The organism is Streptomyces sp. NPDC055287, assembly GCF_053646035.1.
Window position 1 is genome coordinate 19,352 of record NZ_JBSHNE010000022.1, and the last position, 17,498, is coordinate 36,849.

Here is a 17,498-nt window from a genome sequence, read left to right on the forward strand (position 1 = left end):
ATGTTCAGCCGAACAAAACCAGTCAGACCAAAGCCGTTTCAGTATGAATACATAAGGAGAAGATCGCTATCTCCGCGCGTAGACCCTTGGCCCGCCCGGCCCCTCCGCGCCCCGGTAAGTGCCGCCTACACTGTCCCCATGGCGAAGTGGACCCCCAAGCACGAGGCACCCGAGCCCCTTGAGGGGCCCGTCGTCGCCACCATCGTCGGCGGCACGATCCTCTGGTTCGCCCTCTTCCTGGTGCAGCTCCCCTTCTACGCCTGGTTCGACGACCACGACGCCACCTGGTGGGTGTGGACCTGTCTGGCCGGCGCCGGACTCGGACTGATCGGCATTTGGTACGTGCGCGGTCGCGACGCGGCGATCGAGCGCGCGGAGGCCGCGAGGGCGGCGGAGTCGGCCGAGGCGGCCGAGGCGGAACGCGAAACCCCCTGAGGCAAGGGGCTCCGTACGCCTCGCGCACGGCTCCGTACGTCCAAGGGCCCGTCCCCGCCGCCTCTCCGTCATACTCCGGTCCTGTCTTCCGGCACTCGACGGGTCAATCGGCACATCCGGTCGTACCGTCGAAACCATGACGCAGCGGGCAGAGATCCACTCGGACGGGACCGTCGTGAGGCCGAGGACCACCGGGCTCACCACGGCTGAAGTGGCCGAGCGGGTCGCCCGCGGCGAGGTCAACGACGTACCGGTGCGCAGTTCTCGCTCCGCCACCGAGATCGTCCGGTCCAACGTCTTCACCCGCTTCAACGCGATCATCGGCGTGCTGTGGGTGGTCATGCTCTTCGTCGCGCCGATCCAGGACAGCCTCTTCGGCTTCGTGATCGTCGCCAACACCGCCATCGGCATCGTTCAGGAACTGCGCGCCAAGAAGACCCTCGACAGTCTCGCCGTCATCGGTGAGGCCAGACCGAAGGTCCGCCGCGACGGGGTCTCCGCCGAGGTGTCCACCTCCGAGATCGTCCTCGGCGACCTGGTGGAACTCGGGCCCGGCGACAAGGCAGTCGTCGACGGCGAGGTCGCCGAGGCCGAAAGCCTGGAGGTCGACGAGTCGCTCCTGACCGGCGAGGCCGACCCGGTGCTCAAACAGCCCGGCGACCAGGTGATGTCCGGCAGCTTCGTGGTCGCGGGCGGCGGCGCGTTCACCGCGACCAAGGTCGGCCGCGAGGCGTACGCCACCCAGCTCGCCGAGGAGGCGTCGCGCTTCACGCTCGTCCACTCCGAACTGCGCAACGGCATCAACCAGATCCTCAAGTTCGTCACCTGGCTGATGATCCCGACCTCGATCGGCCTCGTCATCAGCCAGCTGGTCGTCAAGGAGAACGAACTCAGGAACTCCATCGCCCGGACCGTCGGCGGCATCGTCCCGATGATCCCCGAGGGGCTCGTGCTGCTCACCTCGGTCGCCTTCGCGGTCGGTGTGGTCAGGCTCGGCCGCAAGCAGTGCCTCGTGCAGGAGCTGCCGGCGATCGAGGGCCTCGCACGGGTCGACGTGGTCTGCCTGGACAAGACGGGCACACTGACCGAGGGCGGCATGGACGTCACCGAGGTGCGGACGCTGAACGGCTCCGGCGCGGAGGAGGCGTACGTGCGCACCGTGCTCGGCGCCCTCGGCGAGTCCGACCCGCGGCCGAACGCCAGCCTTCTGGCGATCAGGAGCGCCTACCCGGACACCGACTCCTGGCGCTGTACGGAGTCGCTGCCCTTCTCGTCCGCCCGCAAGTACAGCGGGGCGAGCTTCACCGAGGGCAACGGCGCCACCAGTACGTGGCTGCTGGGCGCCCCCGATGTGCTGCTGCCGAAGGACGACCCGTACCTCGGCGAGATCGACCTGCTCAACCAGCAGGGCCTGCGGGTGCTGCTGCTCACCCGGGTCACCGGGGAGCCGGGAGGGCTCGAAGGCCCGCGGGTCGCGGACGGCTCCCGGGCGACGGCCCTGGTCGTCCTGGAACAGCGGCTGCGCCCCGACGCCGCCGACACCCTCCAGTACTTCGCCGACCAGGACGTCTCGACGAAGGTCATCTCCGGCGACAACGCGGTGTCCGTCGGCGCGGTCGCGGCCAAGCTCGACATGCCCGGCGCCGCGAACACGGTCGACGCCCGCACCCTGCCCGCCGAGCGGGCCGAGATGGCCGACGCGCTGGACGGGATCGCGGTCTTCGGCCGGGTCACCCCGCAGCAGAAGCGCGAGATGGTGGCCGCGCTCCAGTCGAAGGGCCACACGGTCGCGATGACGGGCGACGGTGTCAACGACGTACTGGCGCTCAAGGACGCCGACATCGGGGTCGCGATGGGGTCCGGGTCGGAGGCCACGCGGGCGGTCGCGCAGATCGTGCTGCTCAACAACAGCTTCGCGACGCTGCCCTCGGTGGTGGCCGAGGGGCGCCGGGTGATCGGCAACATCACGCGGGTCGCGACCCTCTTCCTGACGAAGACGGTCTACTCGGTACTGCTGGCGATCCTCGTGGTGTGCACCCAGGTCGAGTACCCGTTCCTGCCGAGGCACCTGACGCTGCTGTCGACGCTGACGATCGGCGTCCCTGCGTTCTTCCTGGCGCTGGCGCCCAACAAGGAGCGGGCCCAGCCGAACTTCGTCCGCAGGGTGATGCGTTACTCGATCCCCGGCGGCATCATCGCCGCGACCGCGACCTTCTGTACGTACCTGCTCGCCCGCTCCCACTACACGGGCCCCGACGCCCTGTCCGCCGAGACGAGCGTGGCGACGCTGACGCTCTTCCTGGTGTCGATGTGGGTGCTGGCGATCATCGCCCGCCCGTACACCTGGTGGCGCGTCGGCCTGGTGGCCGCGATGGGCTTCTGCTTCGTGCTGGTGCTCGTGGTGCCGTGGCTCCAGGACTTCTTCGCGCTGCGGCTCCTCGGTACGGAGATGCCGTGGACGGCGGTGGCTGTCTCGGCGGTGGCGGCGGCCGCCCTGGAGCTGGTGTGGCGCTGGGTCGGCCGCCGCTTCCCCGCGTAACGGGGTCGGTGCAGGTGTCTAGCGCACGTCGAGGTAGTCACCGGCCGCGGTGGCCGCGGGGGTGGTGGTCGTACCCGCGAACGCGTAGCGCCAGTAACCGTCGGACACGGCCGTGGCGGTCGCCTTCAGCTCGCCGGTGCCGTTCGACGTCACCGTCTTGACGGTGGTGTACGTGGTGGTGCCGGCCTTGCGGAACTGGAGCTTCACCGGCTGGCTGGTGTAGCCCGCGTACTTGTACGTCTCCCAGTTGGCGCGGGCCAGCTTGCCCGTGATCGTGATCGTCTTGCCCTTCACGACCGGCTCGGGCGAGGCGTTGGCCGACAGCGTGGACTGGCGCTGGAGCTTGAAGGAAGCGGACTTCTGCCTCCAGACGTGGTCGCCGTCGGCCGCGTCCACCCAGGCGTCCACGTACCAGGTGCCGGCCTTCTCGTTGGAGTAGGCCAGGTCGGTGCGCGGGTTGACCGAGAAGGTGCCGGTGCACGTGTTGTCGAGGCAGTCGACGTCGGTGGGCTCCAGGGAGCCGAAGCCCGGGCCGTTCAGGGTGAGGTCGGCGCCGACGATCCCGGAGTCGTCCGTCGCGGTGACCGCGACGGTGAACGTCCTGACCTCGGTGGTGCCGACGACGACGTTCTTGCCACCGTTGACAACCACCTTGGCGATCGCGGTGTCACCGTGACCACCGTCCGCCTGGGCGGCCGGGACGGCGAGGGCGGACAGGGCCAGGGCGCCGGAAACGGCTGCCACAGTGGCACGGATGCGCATGTAAGTCCCCATGGTTGGCACGCCTCCCGCCGCGTCTTCCCCCCCGGCGGGGACGTGAGGTGTCGAGCGAAGTTACCGCGATGGCGACGCCGCCCCGGAGCCGGTGCGGCTCCGGGGCGGCGTCGTACGGACCCGCGAACGGGGTCCGGCGATCAGTGCTTAGCGGACGTCGAGGTAGTCACCGGCCGCGGAGACCGCGGGGGTCGTCGACGTACCCGCGAACGAGTAGCGCCAGTAACCGTCGGAGGCCGCCGTGACGGTCGACTTCAGGTTGCCGGTGCTGTTCGACGTCACCGTCTTGACGGTGGTGTACGTGCTGGTGCCGGCCTTGCGGAACTGGAGCTTCACCGGCTGGTTGGTGTAACCCGCGTAGGTGGAGGTCTCCCAGTTGGCGCGGGAGAGCTTGCCCGTGATCGTGATGGTCTTTCCCTTGACGACCGGCTCGGGCGAGGCGTTGGCCGTCAGCTTCGAGAAGCGCTGGACGCGGTGCGTCTTGTACGCGTCACGGGTGTAGAGGTCGCCGTCGTTGCCGACCGCACCGGCGTACACCTTCCAGGTGCCGGCCAGGGCGTTCTTCCACAGGTCGACCTGCGGGTCGATCGTGATGCTGACCTTGCAGGTCGAGGTGGTGGCGTTGACCGTGGTGCAGTCGCCCTCGGCCGCCTCCGGGATGAGGGCGCCGTCCACGTCGCTCTCGACGTTGCTGCCGTGCCAGAGGAAGGCGTATCCGTCGTAGATGCCCTCCGGGTCGGTGGCGGTGACCGAGATGCTGATCGTCTTCTTCGCGGTGGTGCCAAGGACGATGTCCTTGCCGCCGTTGACGACAACCTTGGTGATCTTGGTGTCACCGATGGTGTCGTCCGCCGGTGCGTTGGCGGAGAACGGCGAGCGGGAGAGGTCCGGCTTCTCATCGGCCTGCGCGGCCGGCACGGTGAGAGCGGACAGAGCCAGGGCGCCCGAAACGGCGGCCACGGTGGCACGTATGCGCATGTATGTATGTCCCCACAGGTATGCGACCCCGCCGTGTTTCCCCCCGGCAGGGTCTTTGAGTGTCGAACGAAGTGTAGGGAGAATGCGGAGAGTTCGTAAACAAGAAATCAGTCGAACCAGCGGTCCCGCGCCAATTCGTCCGTCCGCGACGGATCCTCGATCAGGGCCGCCACCTCGAAGCGCCGCGGCCATTGCCCAGCCGACCAGGCAAGTCCCGCCGCCACACCTTCGAGCGTGGCCGCGTGGACGACTCCGTCGGGCGTACGGCGCCAGTCCAACTCGATGCCACCCGCGAGCAGTTCCTCATGTTCGATATACGTCGCCGGGGTGCCGGCACCGAGCAGGACACGTACCGCTTCCGGCACCTCGCGCTCCACACCGTCCGACGTCACCTCGGCGTCCGCCGACTCGCCGAGGCGGCGCACCTGGAGGAGTTCGGCCAGGTCTCCGGCCCGGGACGGCGCCACCGGCAGGAGGGCCAGCCCCGAGGTGAGCGGCAGCAGGTCGGGGGCGTCCGCGACCACCGCCTCCGCCGCGTCGACCACCCGCACCTCGCCGTCCACGACCGCGCGCAGCTCGTCGGGGAGGGTGACCTGCTCGGGGTCGAGGTCGGCCAGGGCGCCGTACAGCGCGTGGAGTTGGGACGGTGTGACCGTGCGGTCCGGGTCCGCGAGACGGCCGAGGAGCTCGGCCGCGCCGCCGGGCTCGTCCAGCAGCGCCGCCACGGAGGTCCGCACGCCGAGCGCCCTCAGCACCTGCTCGTCGTCGAACCCGGTCGCGTTCGCGGAGGTGTAGAGCCCCTCGAGGAGCGGGTCGCCGCCCGCGGACCGCAGCCCGGCCGGACGGCGGCCGTCGAGCACGGGATGGTCGCGCAGCCACCACGCGGTGTACGGGCGTACCGACTCCGTCGTCCCGTCCGGCAGCAGGACACGCACGGGCTGGGTCAGGGCGTCCCGCAACGGTGGCTGGGCGAGCAGCGCGAGGGCCTGCGGCCACTTGTCGTCGTCGACCAGGTCCAGGTCCCGTACGGCGACGATCTCGGTGGCGACCGGCGGCACGGAGGTCTCCGGCAGCTGGTCGAGGATGTCCTCGCACCACACGTCCACGGCGTCGAGCAGTCCGGCGTCGTCCGGCTCGGCATAGTCGCCGTCGCGCGGCTCGAACTCGTCCGGGTCCAGCACGATGTCGGTGGTGCGTACGAGCGCGAAGGTGGCCAGGACACCGCAGGCGGTGAGGGGCTGCTCGCCCCAGCGGGCCGCCAGTTCGGCGTCGCACAGGGCCAGTTCGCCCTCGCGCATGACCCGGGCGAACGGGCTGCCGGGCAGGACGAGTTCACCGGCGGGCGCGAGTTCGCCGTCCTCGTCGGTCAGCGCGAGCGCACCGAGCCACGGCTCGTCGCCGGGTGACAGGTCGGCGTCCCGTACGAGCGCCAGGACCGTCTCCGCCAGCTCCTCGGCGTCCGGGGCGTCCTCGTCCCAGATCTGGCCCCCCTCGTCCATCGAGGCGGCGACCGCGGCCCGCACCTGCGGGGTGGTGAGGACGGCGCGGGGTGTCGCGGGGAGCGCGCCGAGCTTTTCGAGGAGGGGGTGGGTGGCGTCGGGGTGGGCGACCTTGAGGCCGAGGCGGGCGAGCTGCTCGGGGGCGGCGGTGTCCGCGTCCGAGCCGGGGAGCGGGAGCAGGACCTGCCGGGGACCGATCACCGTGCGGCCACTGGCCAGCGGCACCGGCAGCCCGGACAGCCGGTCCGGGTCGACGCCGGCCAGCGACTCGTACAGCCGCCGCCACCACGACGGGTCGCGCTCGGCGCCCGCGAGGCGCTCGATGGCGTCGCCCAGCGGCAGTCGGCCGACGCCGAGGGTGCGCAGCTCGGCACGGCGTTCGAGGCCGGCGGGCAGGAGGGTCGGCAGTACTTCGGCCATGACCCGGACGGTGTCGGCGCCCGCGCCCTCGACGACCTCCGCCTCGAACGGGCGCAGCGCGGTGAGCTCCTCGGACGGCGACGCCGGCGCCAGGAACGCGACGCGGGGCAGCCGCTCGATGACGGCGGCGCGCAGGGCGCCGTCCAGCTCACCCTTGCCGAGCGGGCCGGGGACGAGGTCCACCGTCCCGGTCGACACCGGCTCCCACTCACCGAGCAGTTCGGCGTACGCGTCGGCGGCGCGCTGCACGAGGAAGTCGGTGAGCGGGCCCGGCGCGGGGTGGCGCCGGGTCGTGTCCAGCGGCAGCGAAGCGATGAGGAGGGCCGGCACGCCGAGGGGTTCGTCGGTAGGGGTCGGGGCGTGCACGACGGGCGCGGTGCGGGGCCGCTGCGGCGCGCCGTCGCTGTCCACCGGGACGGCCCAGGTGACGGCCCAGTGGGGGCGCAGGCGCTCCTCGACGGGCCGGTCGGCGAGCAGCGCGGGCGCCAGGGCGCCCGAGCGGGTGACGGTGCGCCAGCGAGTGGTGCGGGTGGTGCCGCGCGCGGCGTCGTCGATGTGTACGTACGCGTCCTGCTCGGCCCGCGTCAGGGTCCGGGTCGTGCCGTCCGGGGTCTCGACGGCGATCTCGGCGAGGCCGGGAAGCGTCAGCAGCAGGGCGTCGTCGATGCCTTCGAGGAGGTGCTGGGCGAGGTCCACGGCGCCGCCGTCACGCAGCGGCAGCACCACGACGGTGTCGTAACCGGCGGGGGCGGATCCTTCGGCGGGCAGCGGGAGACGCAGGAGGGGCACGTGGCCGTCGCGGCGGCGCAGTTCCTCGCCGAGACCCGGCGCGGTCCGGGCGATGTCCACGGCCAGCTCCCTGGCCTCGGCCAGGGACCAGCGGACGCCGCCGTGCCGGCCGAGGACGGCGGGCTCGTCGCTGACCGCGAGCACGGCGGCGAACCCGACGCCGAAACGGCCGACCGCGCCATCCGTGTCCTCGCGCTTGGCGGAGGCACGGAGCGTGCTGAGCGACTCGACGCCGGCGGCGTCGAGGGGGGCGCCGGTGTTGGCGGCGGCGAGGATCGCGGGGGCGTCCCCGGTCGCCGCGTGCAGGGTGAGACGGAGCCGGCCGGTCACGCCGGCGCGGGCGGCGGCGTCGGCGGCGTTCTGGGCCAGCTCGACGACGAGGCGGTCGCGGTAGCCGCCGAGGGCGAGGTCCTCCTCGGCGTTGGCGTCCTCGCGGAAGCGGGCGGGACTCGCGCTCCACGCGTCGAGCACCCCACGTCGCAGCCGCGCCGTCCCGAAGGGGTCGGCCTCGTCGGTGGCCCTGACGCTCACGCTTGTCTCCGCTCGTCCTGAGGTACGGATGCTGATCGTGGCTGATCTCTACTGACGCCTACCCGTGTCTACGGGGCGCAAGTATCGCGCGCGAAAGCCCCCGACCACGGTCACCGGGTCGCCGCGCCGGGGAGGGGGCGTACTGGGGGTCGCGGCGCGGGCTTTCCCGACCCGCCCGTTCGAGGACACGCCCGTAGGGCGTCCGGGGGCTGGGGGCACGCCCCGCCCCGCCCCCGGGCTCGACGCGGCGGGGCCGGCCGGGTCAGGAGTGGCCCAGGTCCTCCGTGGGATCCGGCGTGGCCGGCACCGAGCCGCCCTCCGGGTCCGGCCGGAGCGGGAACGCGTCGGTGGCCATCGAATCCAGCACCGGCGGCGCGGGCCGCATCGGCTTCGGCATGACCGCCGCCTCCGAGTGCCCGCCGCAGCCGTACGCGAGCGACACGACCCGGCCGTCCGCCGGCGAGTACTCATTCGCGCAGACACCGAACGCCTGCCGCAGAGACCCCGCCAGGGGTACGAGGAAAGCGCACGAGACACAGGTCGCCGGCGCCGCCTGCGCCATGGGGGTCTTCGCGCCGTACGACTCGTCCCAGCGGTCCGCCGCGATGTGCAGCCCGTACCGCGACAGGACACGCGCCCGCCGCATCCCCAGCTCTTCGGCGACGGCCGCGATCGACCCCCGCGAGGGAGCCAGCGGCAGCGTCGCCGGCGCCCCGCCGGTGACCTCGGCGTCCTCCGCCTCGACGAGCTCCGCCATCTGCTCCGAGACCGCGGAGTCCGGCGGCGGCGCGTCCTCGCCCGAGTAGCCGGGCTCCAGGCGCAGGTCCTCCGCCTCGGTGGGCAGGAGGTCGCCCGGACCCATGTCCCCGGGACGCAGCCGCTCGCTCCACGGCACCCACTCCGGCGCCAGCAGCGAGTCCGGCCCCGGCAGGAGCACCGTCTCGTCGAGGGTGACCAGCTTGGCCCGCGAGGCGCGGGTGACCGTCACCGCCCAGCGCCAGCCCCGGTATCCGGATTCCTTGCATTCGAAGAGGTGGGTGACCACCCGGTCACCCTCCGCGAAGAGGGAGACATGCTCACCGACCACTCCGGGAAAGGCGGCCTCCTCGGCCGCCGACCGGGCAAGGTCTACCGCCTCGGCGCACAGGCGGTCAGGGGTTCGGCTTCGCGTCGTCGCAGCACTCACAGGTCTCGCTTCTCTCCTACGCCGTCTCACGGGTGCGCCAACGGATGCCCGTACGAGGTACGAGATACGAGGTGCGAGCTGCGGGCGGAGCGGACCTAAGGGCCGCGTCGACGTCCGCGCCCGACCTGGTCTCGGTCTCGGGCGCACTTTCCAACACCCATTCTGCGGGATGACGGAGAGGCGCGCGGCCGAGGACAACCGCCGGTGGCGCGCTACGCACGCTACCCCCTCTGCCGCCCCCGGCCCACCTGCACGCCCGTCTTTGCGGCGGGAAGGCCCGAGAGATCCGGGGAGAACCGGCCGAGACTCCGGCGATGAGTCCCAAATGCCCGGAGTGGTGGTTCACCTGCGCCGTCCGCCATGTTTCCCGTTAGCCCCGGGGAGGCTTGGGGCACTATGGCGGAGTGGCTGCCGCAAAGTCGTCCGACGGATCCGGTCCACTGGGCAGGACGGGCCGGGTGGTCGGCCGCGCCCTGCACCTGCCCTTCACGGGTACGGCGAAGGGGATCCGCCGCGCCACGCACGCGCACGGCGCGGGCGAGTCGGGGCTGGGCAAGCTGATCGAGCTGCACGCCGTGAACGGCGCGGGCGACGTCATGGTCACGGTCGCCCTCGCCTCCACCGTCTTCTTCTCCGTCCCCACGGACGAGGCACGCGGCCGCGTCGCCCTCTATCTCGCCGTCACCATGGCGCCCTTCACGCTTCTCGCCCCGGTGATCGGCCCGCTCCTGGACCGGATCCCGCACGGCCGCCGGGCCGCGATGGCCGGCGCGATGCTGGCCCGCGCGCTGCTCGCGCTGGCGATGTCGGGGGTGGTGGCGACGGGCGGCCTCGAGCTCTATCCGGCGGCACTCGGCGTACTGGTGTCTTCGAAGGCGTACGGGGTGGTGCGGAGCGCCGTCGTCCCACGCCTCCTCCCGCCCGGCTTCTCGCTCGTGAAGGCGAACTCACGGGTGACCCTCGCCGGGCTGCTGGCGACGGGCGCCGCCGCGCCCATCGGCGTGGGGCTCCAGCAGATCGGTCCCGCCTGGCCGTTGTACGGGGCGTGCACCCTGTTCGTCGCCGGTACGGTCCTGGCCTTCACGATGCCGCACAAGGTGGACTCCGCGAAGGGCGAGCGGAAGGCCATGCTGCTGGAGCACCATCGCGGGCCCGCGACGCGCCGCCCCGGCCTGCGGACCGTCGGCCCGTCCGTGCTGCACGGCCTCCAGGCCAACGCGGCGCACCGCGCCCTCTCCGGCTTCCTGATCTTCTTCCTGGCGTTCCTGATCCGGGAGCATCCGCTCTCCGGACAGAGCGCGGCCGTCTCGCTCGCGGTCGTCGGCGTCTCGGCCGGGGTGGGCAACGCCTGCGGGACGGCCATCGGAGCCCTGCTCAAGGCCCGCGGACCCGAGGTGATCATCGCGACGGTGCTGCTCCTGACGCTCGGCGTGGCCATCACCGCGGCGGTGTTCTTCGGCGGCCTGATGGTGGCGGTGCTCGGCGCGACCGCCGGGTTGTGCCAGGCGCTGGCCAAGCTGTCGCTGGACGCGCTGATCCAGCGCGACGTGCCCGAGGAGGTCCGTACGTCGGCGTTCGCGCGGTCGGAGACGCTGCTCCAGATGGCCTGGGTGGTGGGCGGCGCCATCGGGATCGCCCTGCCGCTGAACGGCTCCCTCGGCATGGCCGTCGCCGCGGGCCTTCTCGCGACGGGCGCGGCCCTGTCCGTACGGGGCCTCCTGAGTGCGGCCCGGCGCGGCACGCCGCACCCGCGCGTGGCGTGAGGTCGAGCGGGCGATAGCCTTCGCCCCATGACCGTTGCGCTCCTCTCTGGTAAGGCCCGCCGCACCGCCACCGTGATCGGTGCCGTGTCGGCCGGACTCCTCGTCCTGTCCGCCTGCGACAAGCCGACACCGCTCGCGACCGTGACGGTCGGCACGAACTCGGTGCACACCGAGGCCTCGTGCTACAACGACGGCTCTCCGATCAAGGAATCCCTGCTCCAGGGCTGCCTGAACAAGAAGGCCGAGAAGACGGTCAAGGTCTCCATGGACGACAAGGTCCGCTTCGGCGTCGACCCCGAGATCGCCGACCGGGGCTGGACGCTCTTCATCAACGGCCAGCAGGCCGAGCAGGAGCCGTTCAAGAAGACGTACCGGACCATCCCGGGCAGCGCCTTCTTCGCCCAGCAGCAAGCACAGCAGCCGGGCGCGCCGAGCCCCGACGAGGCGCAGGTCAGCGTCGTGGAGACCAAGGGCAAGAGGCTCACGGGCATCTGGCACTTCAAGCTGGAGAAGACCTCCTGACGATGCGTGTACTGGTCGTGACCGCGGTTCCCGCCGAGCGGGACGCGGTCACGCGCGCGTTGGGGCCCGGTACGCATGACGTCGATGGCGTCGCCGTCGGCGTCGGCCCCGCCGCTGCCGCCGCCGGGACCGCGACCGCGCTGGCCCTGGCGTCCGCGACGCGCCCGTACGAGCTGGTGATCTCCGCCGGTATCGGCGGTGGTTTCGCCGGCGTGGCGCCGCTCGCCTCGCTCGTCGTCGCCGACGCGATCGTCGCCGCCGATCTGGGCGCCGAGACCCCCGACGGCTATCTCCCGGTGACCGCTCTCGGCTTCGGCTCCGTGGAGCATCTGCCGCCCGCCGCTCTCGTACGGGCCGTGGCCCGCGCGACCGGCGCCGTCACCGGAACCGTGCTGACCGTCTCCACCGTGACCGGGTCGGCCGCCCGCGCCGCCGAGCTGCGCGCCCGCCACGCGTACGCGGCCGCCGAGGCGATGGAGGGATTCGGGGTCGCCGAGGCCGCGGCCCAGCACGGTGTGCCGGTGCTGGAGATCCGCGCGGTGTCGAACGCCGTGGGGCCCCGCGACCGGGCGGCCTGGCGCATCGGGGAGGCGCTGGAGGCGCTCACCGAAGCGTTCGGGAAGCTCGTGCCCGTACTCGAAGGTTGGGATGGATATGACCGCTGAGCCGCTGAAGATCGCCTACTCGCCCTGCCCCAACGACACCTTCGTCTTCGACGCCTGGGCGCACGGCCGCGTGCCGGGCGCGCCCGCGATCGACGTGACCTTCGCGGACATCGACATCACCAACGGGATGGCCGAGCGCGGGGAGTTCGACGTGCTCAAGGTGTCGTACGCCGTACTGCCGTGGGTGCTCGACGAGTACGCGCTGCTTCCCTGCGGCGGGGCGCTCGGGCGGGGCTGCGGGCCGCTGGTGCTCACACTTCCCCAGGCTCTCGACTCCGTTCGCGCAGGGGAGACCCCATCGGCGGTCGGCCTTACCGGGAAGCGGGTCGCCGTGCCGAGCGAGCGCTCGACGGCGTATCTGCTGTTCCGGCTGTGGGCGGCGGATGCCGTACCGGGCGGGGTCGGCGAGATCGTCGTGATGCCGTTCCACGAGATCATGCCGGCGGTGCGCGACGGCAAGGTCGACGCGGGGCTCGTCATCCACGAGGCGCGCTTCACTTACCAGGACTACGGCCTGCACTGCCTCGCCGACATGGGCGAGCACTGGGAGGACACGACCGGCCTGCCGATCCCGCTGGGGGCCATCATCGCCAAGCGCTCGCTGGGCGCCGAGCGGCTGCGGCAGCTCGCGGACGCGGCGCGGACATCGGTGCGGATGGCGTGGGACGAGCCGCTGATGTCGCGGCCGTACGTGCTGGAGCACGCCCAGGAGATGGACCCGGCGGTGGCGGATCAGCACATCGGGCTGTACGTGAACGAGTTCACCGCCGACCTCGGCGAGAGCGGCTACGCGGCCGTGCGGGGGCTTCTCACGCGTGCCGCGGCCGAGGGACTCGTTCCGCCCCTCGGCAGCGGCGCGCTCGCGTTCGTCTAGCCCGCGCTTGTCCGGTCCGCGCTTGTCCGGTCCGCGCTACACATCCAGCTGGTCGGCCACCGCGCGGAGCAGACCCGCGATCTTCGCGCCGGCCGCCTTGTCGGGGTAGCGGCCGCGCTCCAGGGCCGGAGTGATGTTCTCCAGAAGTGTCGTCAGGTCCTGGACGATCGAGGCCAGTTCGTCGGGTTTGCGGCGCTGCGCGGCAGCGACGGACGGGGTGGGGTCGAGGATCGTCACGGTAAGCGCCTGGTCGCCGCGCTGACCCGCCACGACGCCGAATTCGACGCGCTGGCCGGGCTTCAGGGCGTCGACTCCGGCAGGGAGCACCGACGAGTGAACGAAGACGTCGCCGCCGTCGTCGCGGGAGAGGAAGCCGAAGCCCTTCTCACTGTTGAACCACTTGACCTTGCCGGTAGGCACGTCTGTCCTCGTCCTCGTACTCGTCGGATCCCCGGGACCGTTCGCTCGTGCGTTCGTCCGGGGAAAACGGCTCTGGATAGCACTACAGCGGGTCGTAGGACCCGCCACCACCAAGGCTAATGGTCCAGGGGCTGGTGACAAGACGTCGCCGGGCGGTTCCTCCGGGCGGGGAACTACCCTGGCCCGGTGATGACTGAAACCCAATCGGCCGAGGCCGGCGCCGGTGACCGGCTGGTACGTGTCGGCGCCATCGTTTTCTTCGTCGGCGCACTGGCCACACTGGTCACAGTGGCCCCGCTCTTCCTCGGCACGGAGCCCTTCCCGCCGATCGCGTACGCCGTCTGCATGCTGATGGGCGCCGGCTTCGTGATCGCCGCCGCGGGAGTGCTCAGATCGATCGCCGCCCAGCGCCGTCAGGCACGTGCCGCGCAGTAGTCGCTCAGCCAGGCCGGGAAGGCCGTGAGGTCGTCCAGGACCACGTCCGCACCGGCTTCCCGCAGCTCAGCGGCGTCGCACGGCCCGGTCGGCACGGCCACTGACAGTGCGTCCGCCGCCCGCGCGCCGCGTACGTCACCGAGGTGGTCGCCGACGTACACCGAGGCACCGTGCTCGCACAGCGCCTCCGCCTTGGCCTCCGCCCACAGCCACCCGATGACAGCGTCCGGCTCGATGCCCAGGTGCGCGAGGTGCAGTTTGGCGTTCGGCTCGTGCTTGGCCGTGACGACGATGGCCCGGCCGCCCGCCGCCCGTACCGCGGCCACCGCCTCGCGGGCGCCGGGCATCGCGGGACTTGGCGTGATCGCGTACGTCGGGTAGATCTCGCGGTAGCGGTCACCCATCTCCTGGATGCGTTCCTCGGGGAACCAGAACGCCAGTTCCCGCTCCAGCGGCGGACCCAGCCGGGTGACCGCCAGCTCGGCGTCGATGTACACACCGGTCTCGGCGGCGAGCGCCTCGTACGCGGCCCTGATGCCGGGCCGGGAGTCGATGAGCGTCATGTCGAGGTCGAAGCCGACCGTCAGCGGGGGCGTGGGCGGGGGCGTCTGAGCGGGCGTAGGCATGAACGCCATTGTGCCTGCGGGACGGCCGGGGCCCGCCCGTACACTTAGCCAAGCCTTACCAGCCTCCGGAGCGGAATGGGTCGATGCGAGCCGCCACCAGCCCCACCACACGCGCGCTGGTGACCCGCCGCACCGGCTGGACGGCCGCCGCCGTCGCGGCCCTGCTGCTTTCCGTGCTCCTGAGCCTCGCCGTCGGGGCGCGGACCATCGCCCCGTCCGAGGTCTTCGACGTCCTGCTGCACGGCGGCCACAGCGACGCGGCCGAAGTCGTACGGACGATGAGAGTGCCCCGCACGCTGATCGGGCTCATGGTCGGCGTCGCGCTGGCGCTCGCCGGAACCGTGCTCCAGGGCATCACGCGCAATCCGATCGCCGACCCCGGAATCCTGGGCATCAGCCAGGGCGCCTCGGTGGGGGTGGTCCTCGTGATCGCCTTCGCCGGGATCCACTCGCTGTCGGGTTACGTGTGGTTCGCCTTCGCCGGTGCGGCCCTCGCCTCGGTCGCGGTGTACGCCGTCGCGGCGAGCGGGCGCGGCGGCGCGACGCCGGTGAAGCTCGCGCTGGGCGGCGCCGCGATCAACGCGCTGCTCGCGTCCGTGACGATGGCGGTCCTCACGACGAAGGCGGCGGCGCTCGACGAGTTCCGCTTCTGGCAGGTCGGGTCCGTCGCCGGGCGGGACGCGGAGGTCGTCGGGCAGATCTGGCCGTTCCTGCTGGTCGGGGTCGTACTGGTCGTCTCTGTCGCGCGCGGACTCGACGCGCTGGCACTCGGGGACGACGTCGCGAAGGGCCTCGGGCAGAACGTGGCGACCGTACGCGTCGTCGGCGGCATCGGCGCGACGATCCTGACCGGCGCGGGGGTGGCGGCGGCCGGCCCCATCGCCTTCGTGGGCCTCGCGGTCCCGCACATCGCGCGGGCGGTGGTCGGCAGCGACCACCGGTGGGTCCTGCCGATGGCCGCGCTGATCGGCCCCGTCATGCTGCTGGTCTCCGACGTGGTGGGCCGCGTGATCTTCCCGCCGAGCGAGGTACCGGCGGGCGTGATGACCGCGCTGATCGGCGTGCCGTTCCTCGTCGCGCTCGTACGACGACGGGCGGTGCCGGCGTGACGAGCAACGCCGTGGCCGGGGTCCGGCCCGCGGGCTACACGCTCGTGAAGGCCGGGCGGGGGCGCTTTCTGCTGCACCGGCGGGCCGCCGCCGTCGCCGGGGGGCTCGCTCTCGCGCTGGCCGGGGTGTGTGTCGCGTACCTCTGCGTCGGCGAGAGCTTCGTCCCGCCCGGTGAGGTGCTGAAGGTCGTCTTCGGGCAGCCGTCGGCGAACGAACTCGTGGTGGGGACGCTGCGGCTGCCCCGCATGGTCGTGGGGCTCCTGGTCGGGGCGGCGTTCGGTGTGGCCGGTGCGCTGATCCAGACGGTCGCGCGCAATCCGCTCGCCAGCCCCGACATCATCGGCATCAGCCAGGGCGCGAGCGCGCTCACGGTCGGCGCGATGACGTTCGGGATCACCTCGTACACCGTCCTGCCGTACCTGTCCGTCGTCGGCGGCGTCCTCGCCGCCGCCCTCGTCTACGCCTTCGCCTGGCGCGGCGGACTGCACGCCACCCGCTTCGTGCTCATCGGCATCGGCTTCGCGATCGCCCTGCGCTCCATCACCCACCTCTTCCTCACCAAGGGCGACTACCTCGTCGCCCAGCAGGCCCAGATCTGGATGACCGGCTCGCTCAACGGGCGCGGCTGGGACGAGGCGGCCCCGCTGGCCTGGGTGCTCCTCGCACTGCTGCCCGCGACGCTGTGGGCCGCCCGCGCCCAGCGCGCCGTGTCGATGGACGACGACACGGCGACGTCGCTCGGCGTACGGCTGGGGCGGGTGCGGCTCGGGCTCGTCCTCACCGGCGTCGTGCTCGCGTCCGTGGCCACCGGGACCGCCGGCCCCATCGACTTCGTGGCGCTGCTGGCCCCGCAGATCGCCCGCCGCATGACGCGCACCGCACAGATCCCGCTGCTCTGCTCGGCGCTGATGGGCGCCCTGATCGTCGTCCTGGCGGACCTGCTGGCCCGGCGGCTGCTGTCGCCCACCGAACTGCCGGTGGGCGTTCTGACGGCGGCGGTCGGCGCCCCGTACCTGATCTGGCTGATCATCAAGGGCCGTACTGGAGGCAAGGCGTGAGCAGGCTCACCGCGCGCGGGCTGACGCTCGCCTACGAGGACCGTACGGTCGTGCACGAACTCGACCTGGCCGTACCCGACGGCCGGGTGACCGTCATCGTCGGACCGAACGCCTGCGGGAAGTCCACGACGCTCCGCGCACTCGGCCGGCTGCTCAGACCCAGGAACGGGGCGGTGCTGCTCGACGGCGCCGCGCTGGCGAAGATCCCGACCAGGAAGATCGCGCAGGCCATCGGACTGCTGCCGCAGACCCCGGTCGCGCCCGAGGCCATCACCGTCGCCGACCTCGTCGCGCGGGGCCGCCAGCCGCACCAGCACTGGTGGCAGCAGTGGTCGGACGAGGACGAGCGGGCGGTGACCGACGCCATGGAGCGCACGGACGTCACCGCGCTCGCCGAACGGCCGGTCGACGCGCTCTCCGGCGGCCAGCGCCAGCGCGTCTGGATCGCCATGGCCCTCGCCCAGGAGACGGACCTCCTCCTGCTGGACGAGCCCACGACGTACCTCGACATCTCCCACCAGGTTGAGGTGCTCGACCTGGTCCGCCGGCTCAACCACGATCGCGACCGCACCGTCGTGGCGGTCCTCCACGACCTCAACCAGGCGGCCAGGTACGCCGATCACCTCGTCGCGATGAAGGAGGGCCGCATCGTCGCCGAGGGCGACCCGCGCGACATCGTCACGGCTGATCTCGTACGGGAGGTCTTCGGCCTCGCGTCGGTCGTGATCCCGGACCCGGTGACCGGCTCGCCCCTGGTGATCCCGGGCGCGCCGTGGAGCCCGAAGCGCGACACCGGCCCCGAGGCCACCGCTCCGCCCGCCGCCACGCTGCCCTCCCCCTCCCGGCCCCCCCGAAAGGCGCCCTCCTCATGATCC

The 17,498-nt window shown here is 72.2% G+C and carries 16 protein-coding genes; 10 read left to right on the forward strand and 6 right to left on the reverse strand.

What is annotated here, in order from left to right; translation table 11 throughout:
- Nucleotides 1-138 precede the first annotated feature (138 nt).
- Nucleotides 139-435: a DUF2530 domain-containing protein gene (locus ACWIHY_RS27495; RefSeq protein ID WP_454378358.1), complete on the forward strand. Its 297-nt coding sequence runs from the start codon at nucleotides 139-141 to the stop codon at nucleotides 433-435.
- Nucleotides 436-571: 136 nt separating this feature from the next.
- A complete protein-coding gene (locus ACWIHY_RS27500) occupies nucleotides 572-2,974 on the forward strand; it encodes an HAD-IC family P-type ATPase (protein ID WP_454378359.1) in 2,403 nt (800 codons plus the stop codon).
- Nucleotides 2,975-2,992: 18 nt separating this feature from the next.
- Here the strand turns inward: ACWIHY_RS27500 and ACWIHY_RS27505 are convergent, their stop codons facing one another.
- The 4 genes from ACWIHY_RS27505 to ACWIHY_RS27520 form a co-directional block, all read right to left on the reverse strand.
- Complete coding sequence (locus ACWIHY_RS27505; protein ID WP_454378444.1) at nucleotides 2,993-3,736, reverse strand: calcium-binding protein; 744 nt, start codon at nucleotides 3,734-3,736, stop codon at nucleotides 2,993-2,995.
- Nucleotides 3,737-3,895: 159 nt separating this feature from the next.
- The gene (locus ACWIHY_RS27510; protein ID WP_454378360.1) at nucleotides 3,896-4,726 is read right to left on the reverse strand and encodes a calcium-binding protein; all 831 of its coding nucleotides are present in this window, start codon (nucleotides 4,724-4,726) and stop codon (nucleotides 3,896-3,898) included.
- Between the two features lie 107 nt (nucleotides 4,727-4,833).
- Nucleotides 4,834-7,965 (reverse strand): sacsin N-terminal ATP-binding-like domain-containing protein, encoded by a 3,132-nt coding sequence (locus ACWIHY_RS27515; RefSeq protein WP_454378361.1) that lies wholly within the window; start codon nucleotides 7,963-7,965, stop codon nucleotides 4,834-4,836.
- A gap of 262 nt (nucleotides 7,966-8,227) precedes the next feature.
- Nucleotides 8,228-9,151, reverse strand: coding sequence for a DUF3027 domain-containing protein (locus ACWIHY_RS27520; RefSeq protein ID WP_454378362.1), 924 nt, complete (start codon nucleotides 9,149-9,151; stop codon nucleotides 8,228-8,230).
- Between the two features lie 404 nt (nucleotides 9,152-9,555).
- Here ACWIHY_RS27520 and ACWIHY_RS27525 point away from each other — a divergent pair, with 404 nt between their 5' ends.
- From ACWIHY_RS27525 to ACWIHY_RS27540, 4 genes are read left to right on the forward strand one after another with little or no spacing between them, the layout of a single operon-like run.
- Nucleotides 9,556-10,914, forward strand: coding sequence for an MFS transporter (locus ACWIHY_RS27525; RefSeq protein WP_454378363.1), 1,359 nt, complete (start codon nucleotides 9,556-9,558; stop codon nucleotides 10,912-10,914).
- A gap of 27 nt (nucleotides 10,915-10,941) precedes the next feature.
- Nucleotides 10,942-11,436, forward strand: coding sequence for a DUF2771 domain-containing protein (locus ACWIHY_RS27530; protein WP_454378364.1), 495 nt, complete (start codon nucleotides 10,942-10,944; stop codon nucleotides 11,434-11,436).
- 2 nt (nucleotides 11,437-11,438) lie between these two features.
- Complete coding sequence (locus tag ACWIHY_RS27535; RefSeq protein ID WP_454378365.1) at nucleotides 11,439-12,101, forward strand: futalosine hydrolase; 663 nt, start codon at nucleotides 11,439-11,441, stop codon at nucleotides 12,099-12,101.
- The gene (locus tag ACWIHY_RS27540) at nucleotides 12,091-12,975 is read left to right on the forward strand and encodes a 1,4-dihydroxy-6-naphthoate synthase (RefSeq protein WP_454378366.1); all 885 of its coding nucleotides are present in this window, start codon (nucleotides 12,091-12,093) and stop codon (nucleotides 12,973-12,975) included. The genes ACWIHY_RS27535 and ACWIHY_RS27540 overlap by 11 nt, the downstream gene beginning before the upstream one ends.
- A gap of 36 nt (nucleotides 12,976-13,011) precedes the next feature.
- On the opposite strand, the gene ACWIHY_RS27545 is transcribed toward ACWIHY_RS27540, so the two are convergent.
- The gene (locus ACWIHY_RS27545) at nucleotides 13,012-13,395 is read right to left on the reverse strand and encodes a cold-shock protein (RefSeq protein WP_454378367.1); all 384 of its coding nucleotides are present in this window, start codon (nucleotides 13,393-13,395) and stop codon (nucleotides 13,012-13,014) included.
- Between the two features lie 189 nt (nucleotides 13,396-13,584).
- Here ACWIHY_RS27545 and ACWIHY_RS27550 point away from each other — a divergent pair, with 189 nt between their 5' ends.
- Nucleotides 13,585-13,830, forward strand: coding sequence for a hypothetical protein (locus tag ACWIHY_RS27550; protein WP_454378368.1), 246 nt, complete (start codon nucleotides 13,585-13,587; stop codon nucleotides 13,828-13,830).
- Here the strand turns inward: ACWIHY_RS27550 and ACWIHY_RS27555 are convergent.
- The gene (locus ACWIHY_RS27555) at nucleotides 13,809-14,465 is read right to left on the reverse strand and encodes an HAD family hydrolase (protein WP_454378369.1); all 657 of its coding nucleotides are present in this window, start codon (nucleotides 14,463-14,465) and stop codon (nucleotides 13,809-13,811) included. The genes ACWIHY_RS27550 and ACWIHY_RS27555 overlap by 22 nt on opposite strands.
- Nucleotides 14,466-14,539: 74 nt before the next feature.
- Between ACWIHY_RS27555 and ACWIHY_RS27560 the strand changes: the two genes are divergently transcribed.
- Genes ACWIHY_RS27560 through ACWIHY_RS27570 form a run of 3 tightly spaced genes read left to right on the forward strand, consistent with a single transcriptional unit; the run spans nucleotide 14,540 to nucleotide 17,495 of the window.
- Nucleotides 14,540-15,565 carry a FecCD family ABC transporter permease gene (locus ACWIHY_RS27560; protein WP_454378370.1) on the forward strand — a complete coding sequence of 342 codons (1,026 nt, stop codon included), beginning with the start codon at nucleotides 14,540-14,542 and terminating at the stop codon, nucleotides 15,563-15,565.
- On the forward strand, nucleotides 15,562-16,623 hold the full coding sequence (locus ACWIHY_RS27565) for a FecCD family ABC transporter permease (protein ID WP_454378371.1): 1,062 nt from the start codon (nucleotides 15,562-15,564) through the stop codon (nucleotides 16,621-16,623). The genes ACWIHY_RS27560 and ACWIHY_RS27565 overlap by 4 nt, the downstream gene beginning before the upstream one ends.
- Nucleotides 16,620-17,495, forward strand: coding sequence for an ABC transporter ATP-binding protein (locus ACWIHY_RS27570; RefSeq protein ID WP_454378372.1), 876 nt, complete (start codon nucleotides 16,620-16,622; stop codon nucleotides 17,493-17,495). The genes ACWIHY_RS27565 and ACWIHY_RS27570 overlap by 4 nt, the downstream gene beginning before the upstream one ends.
- Nucleotides 17,496-17,498: the final 3 nt, after the last annotated feature.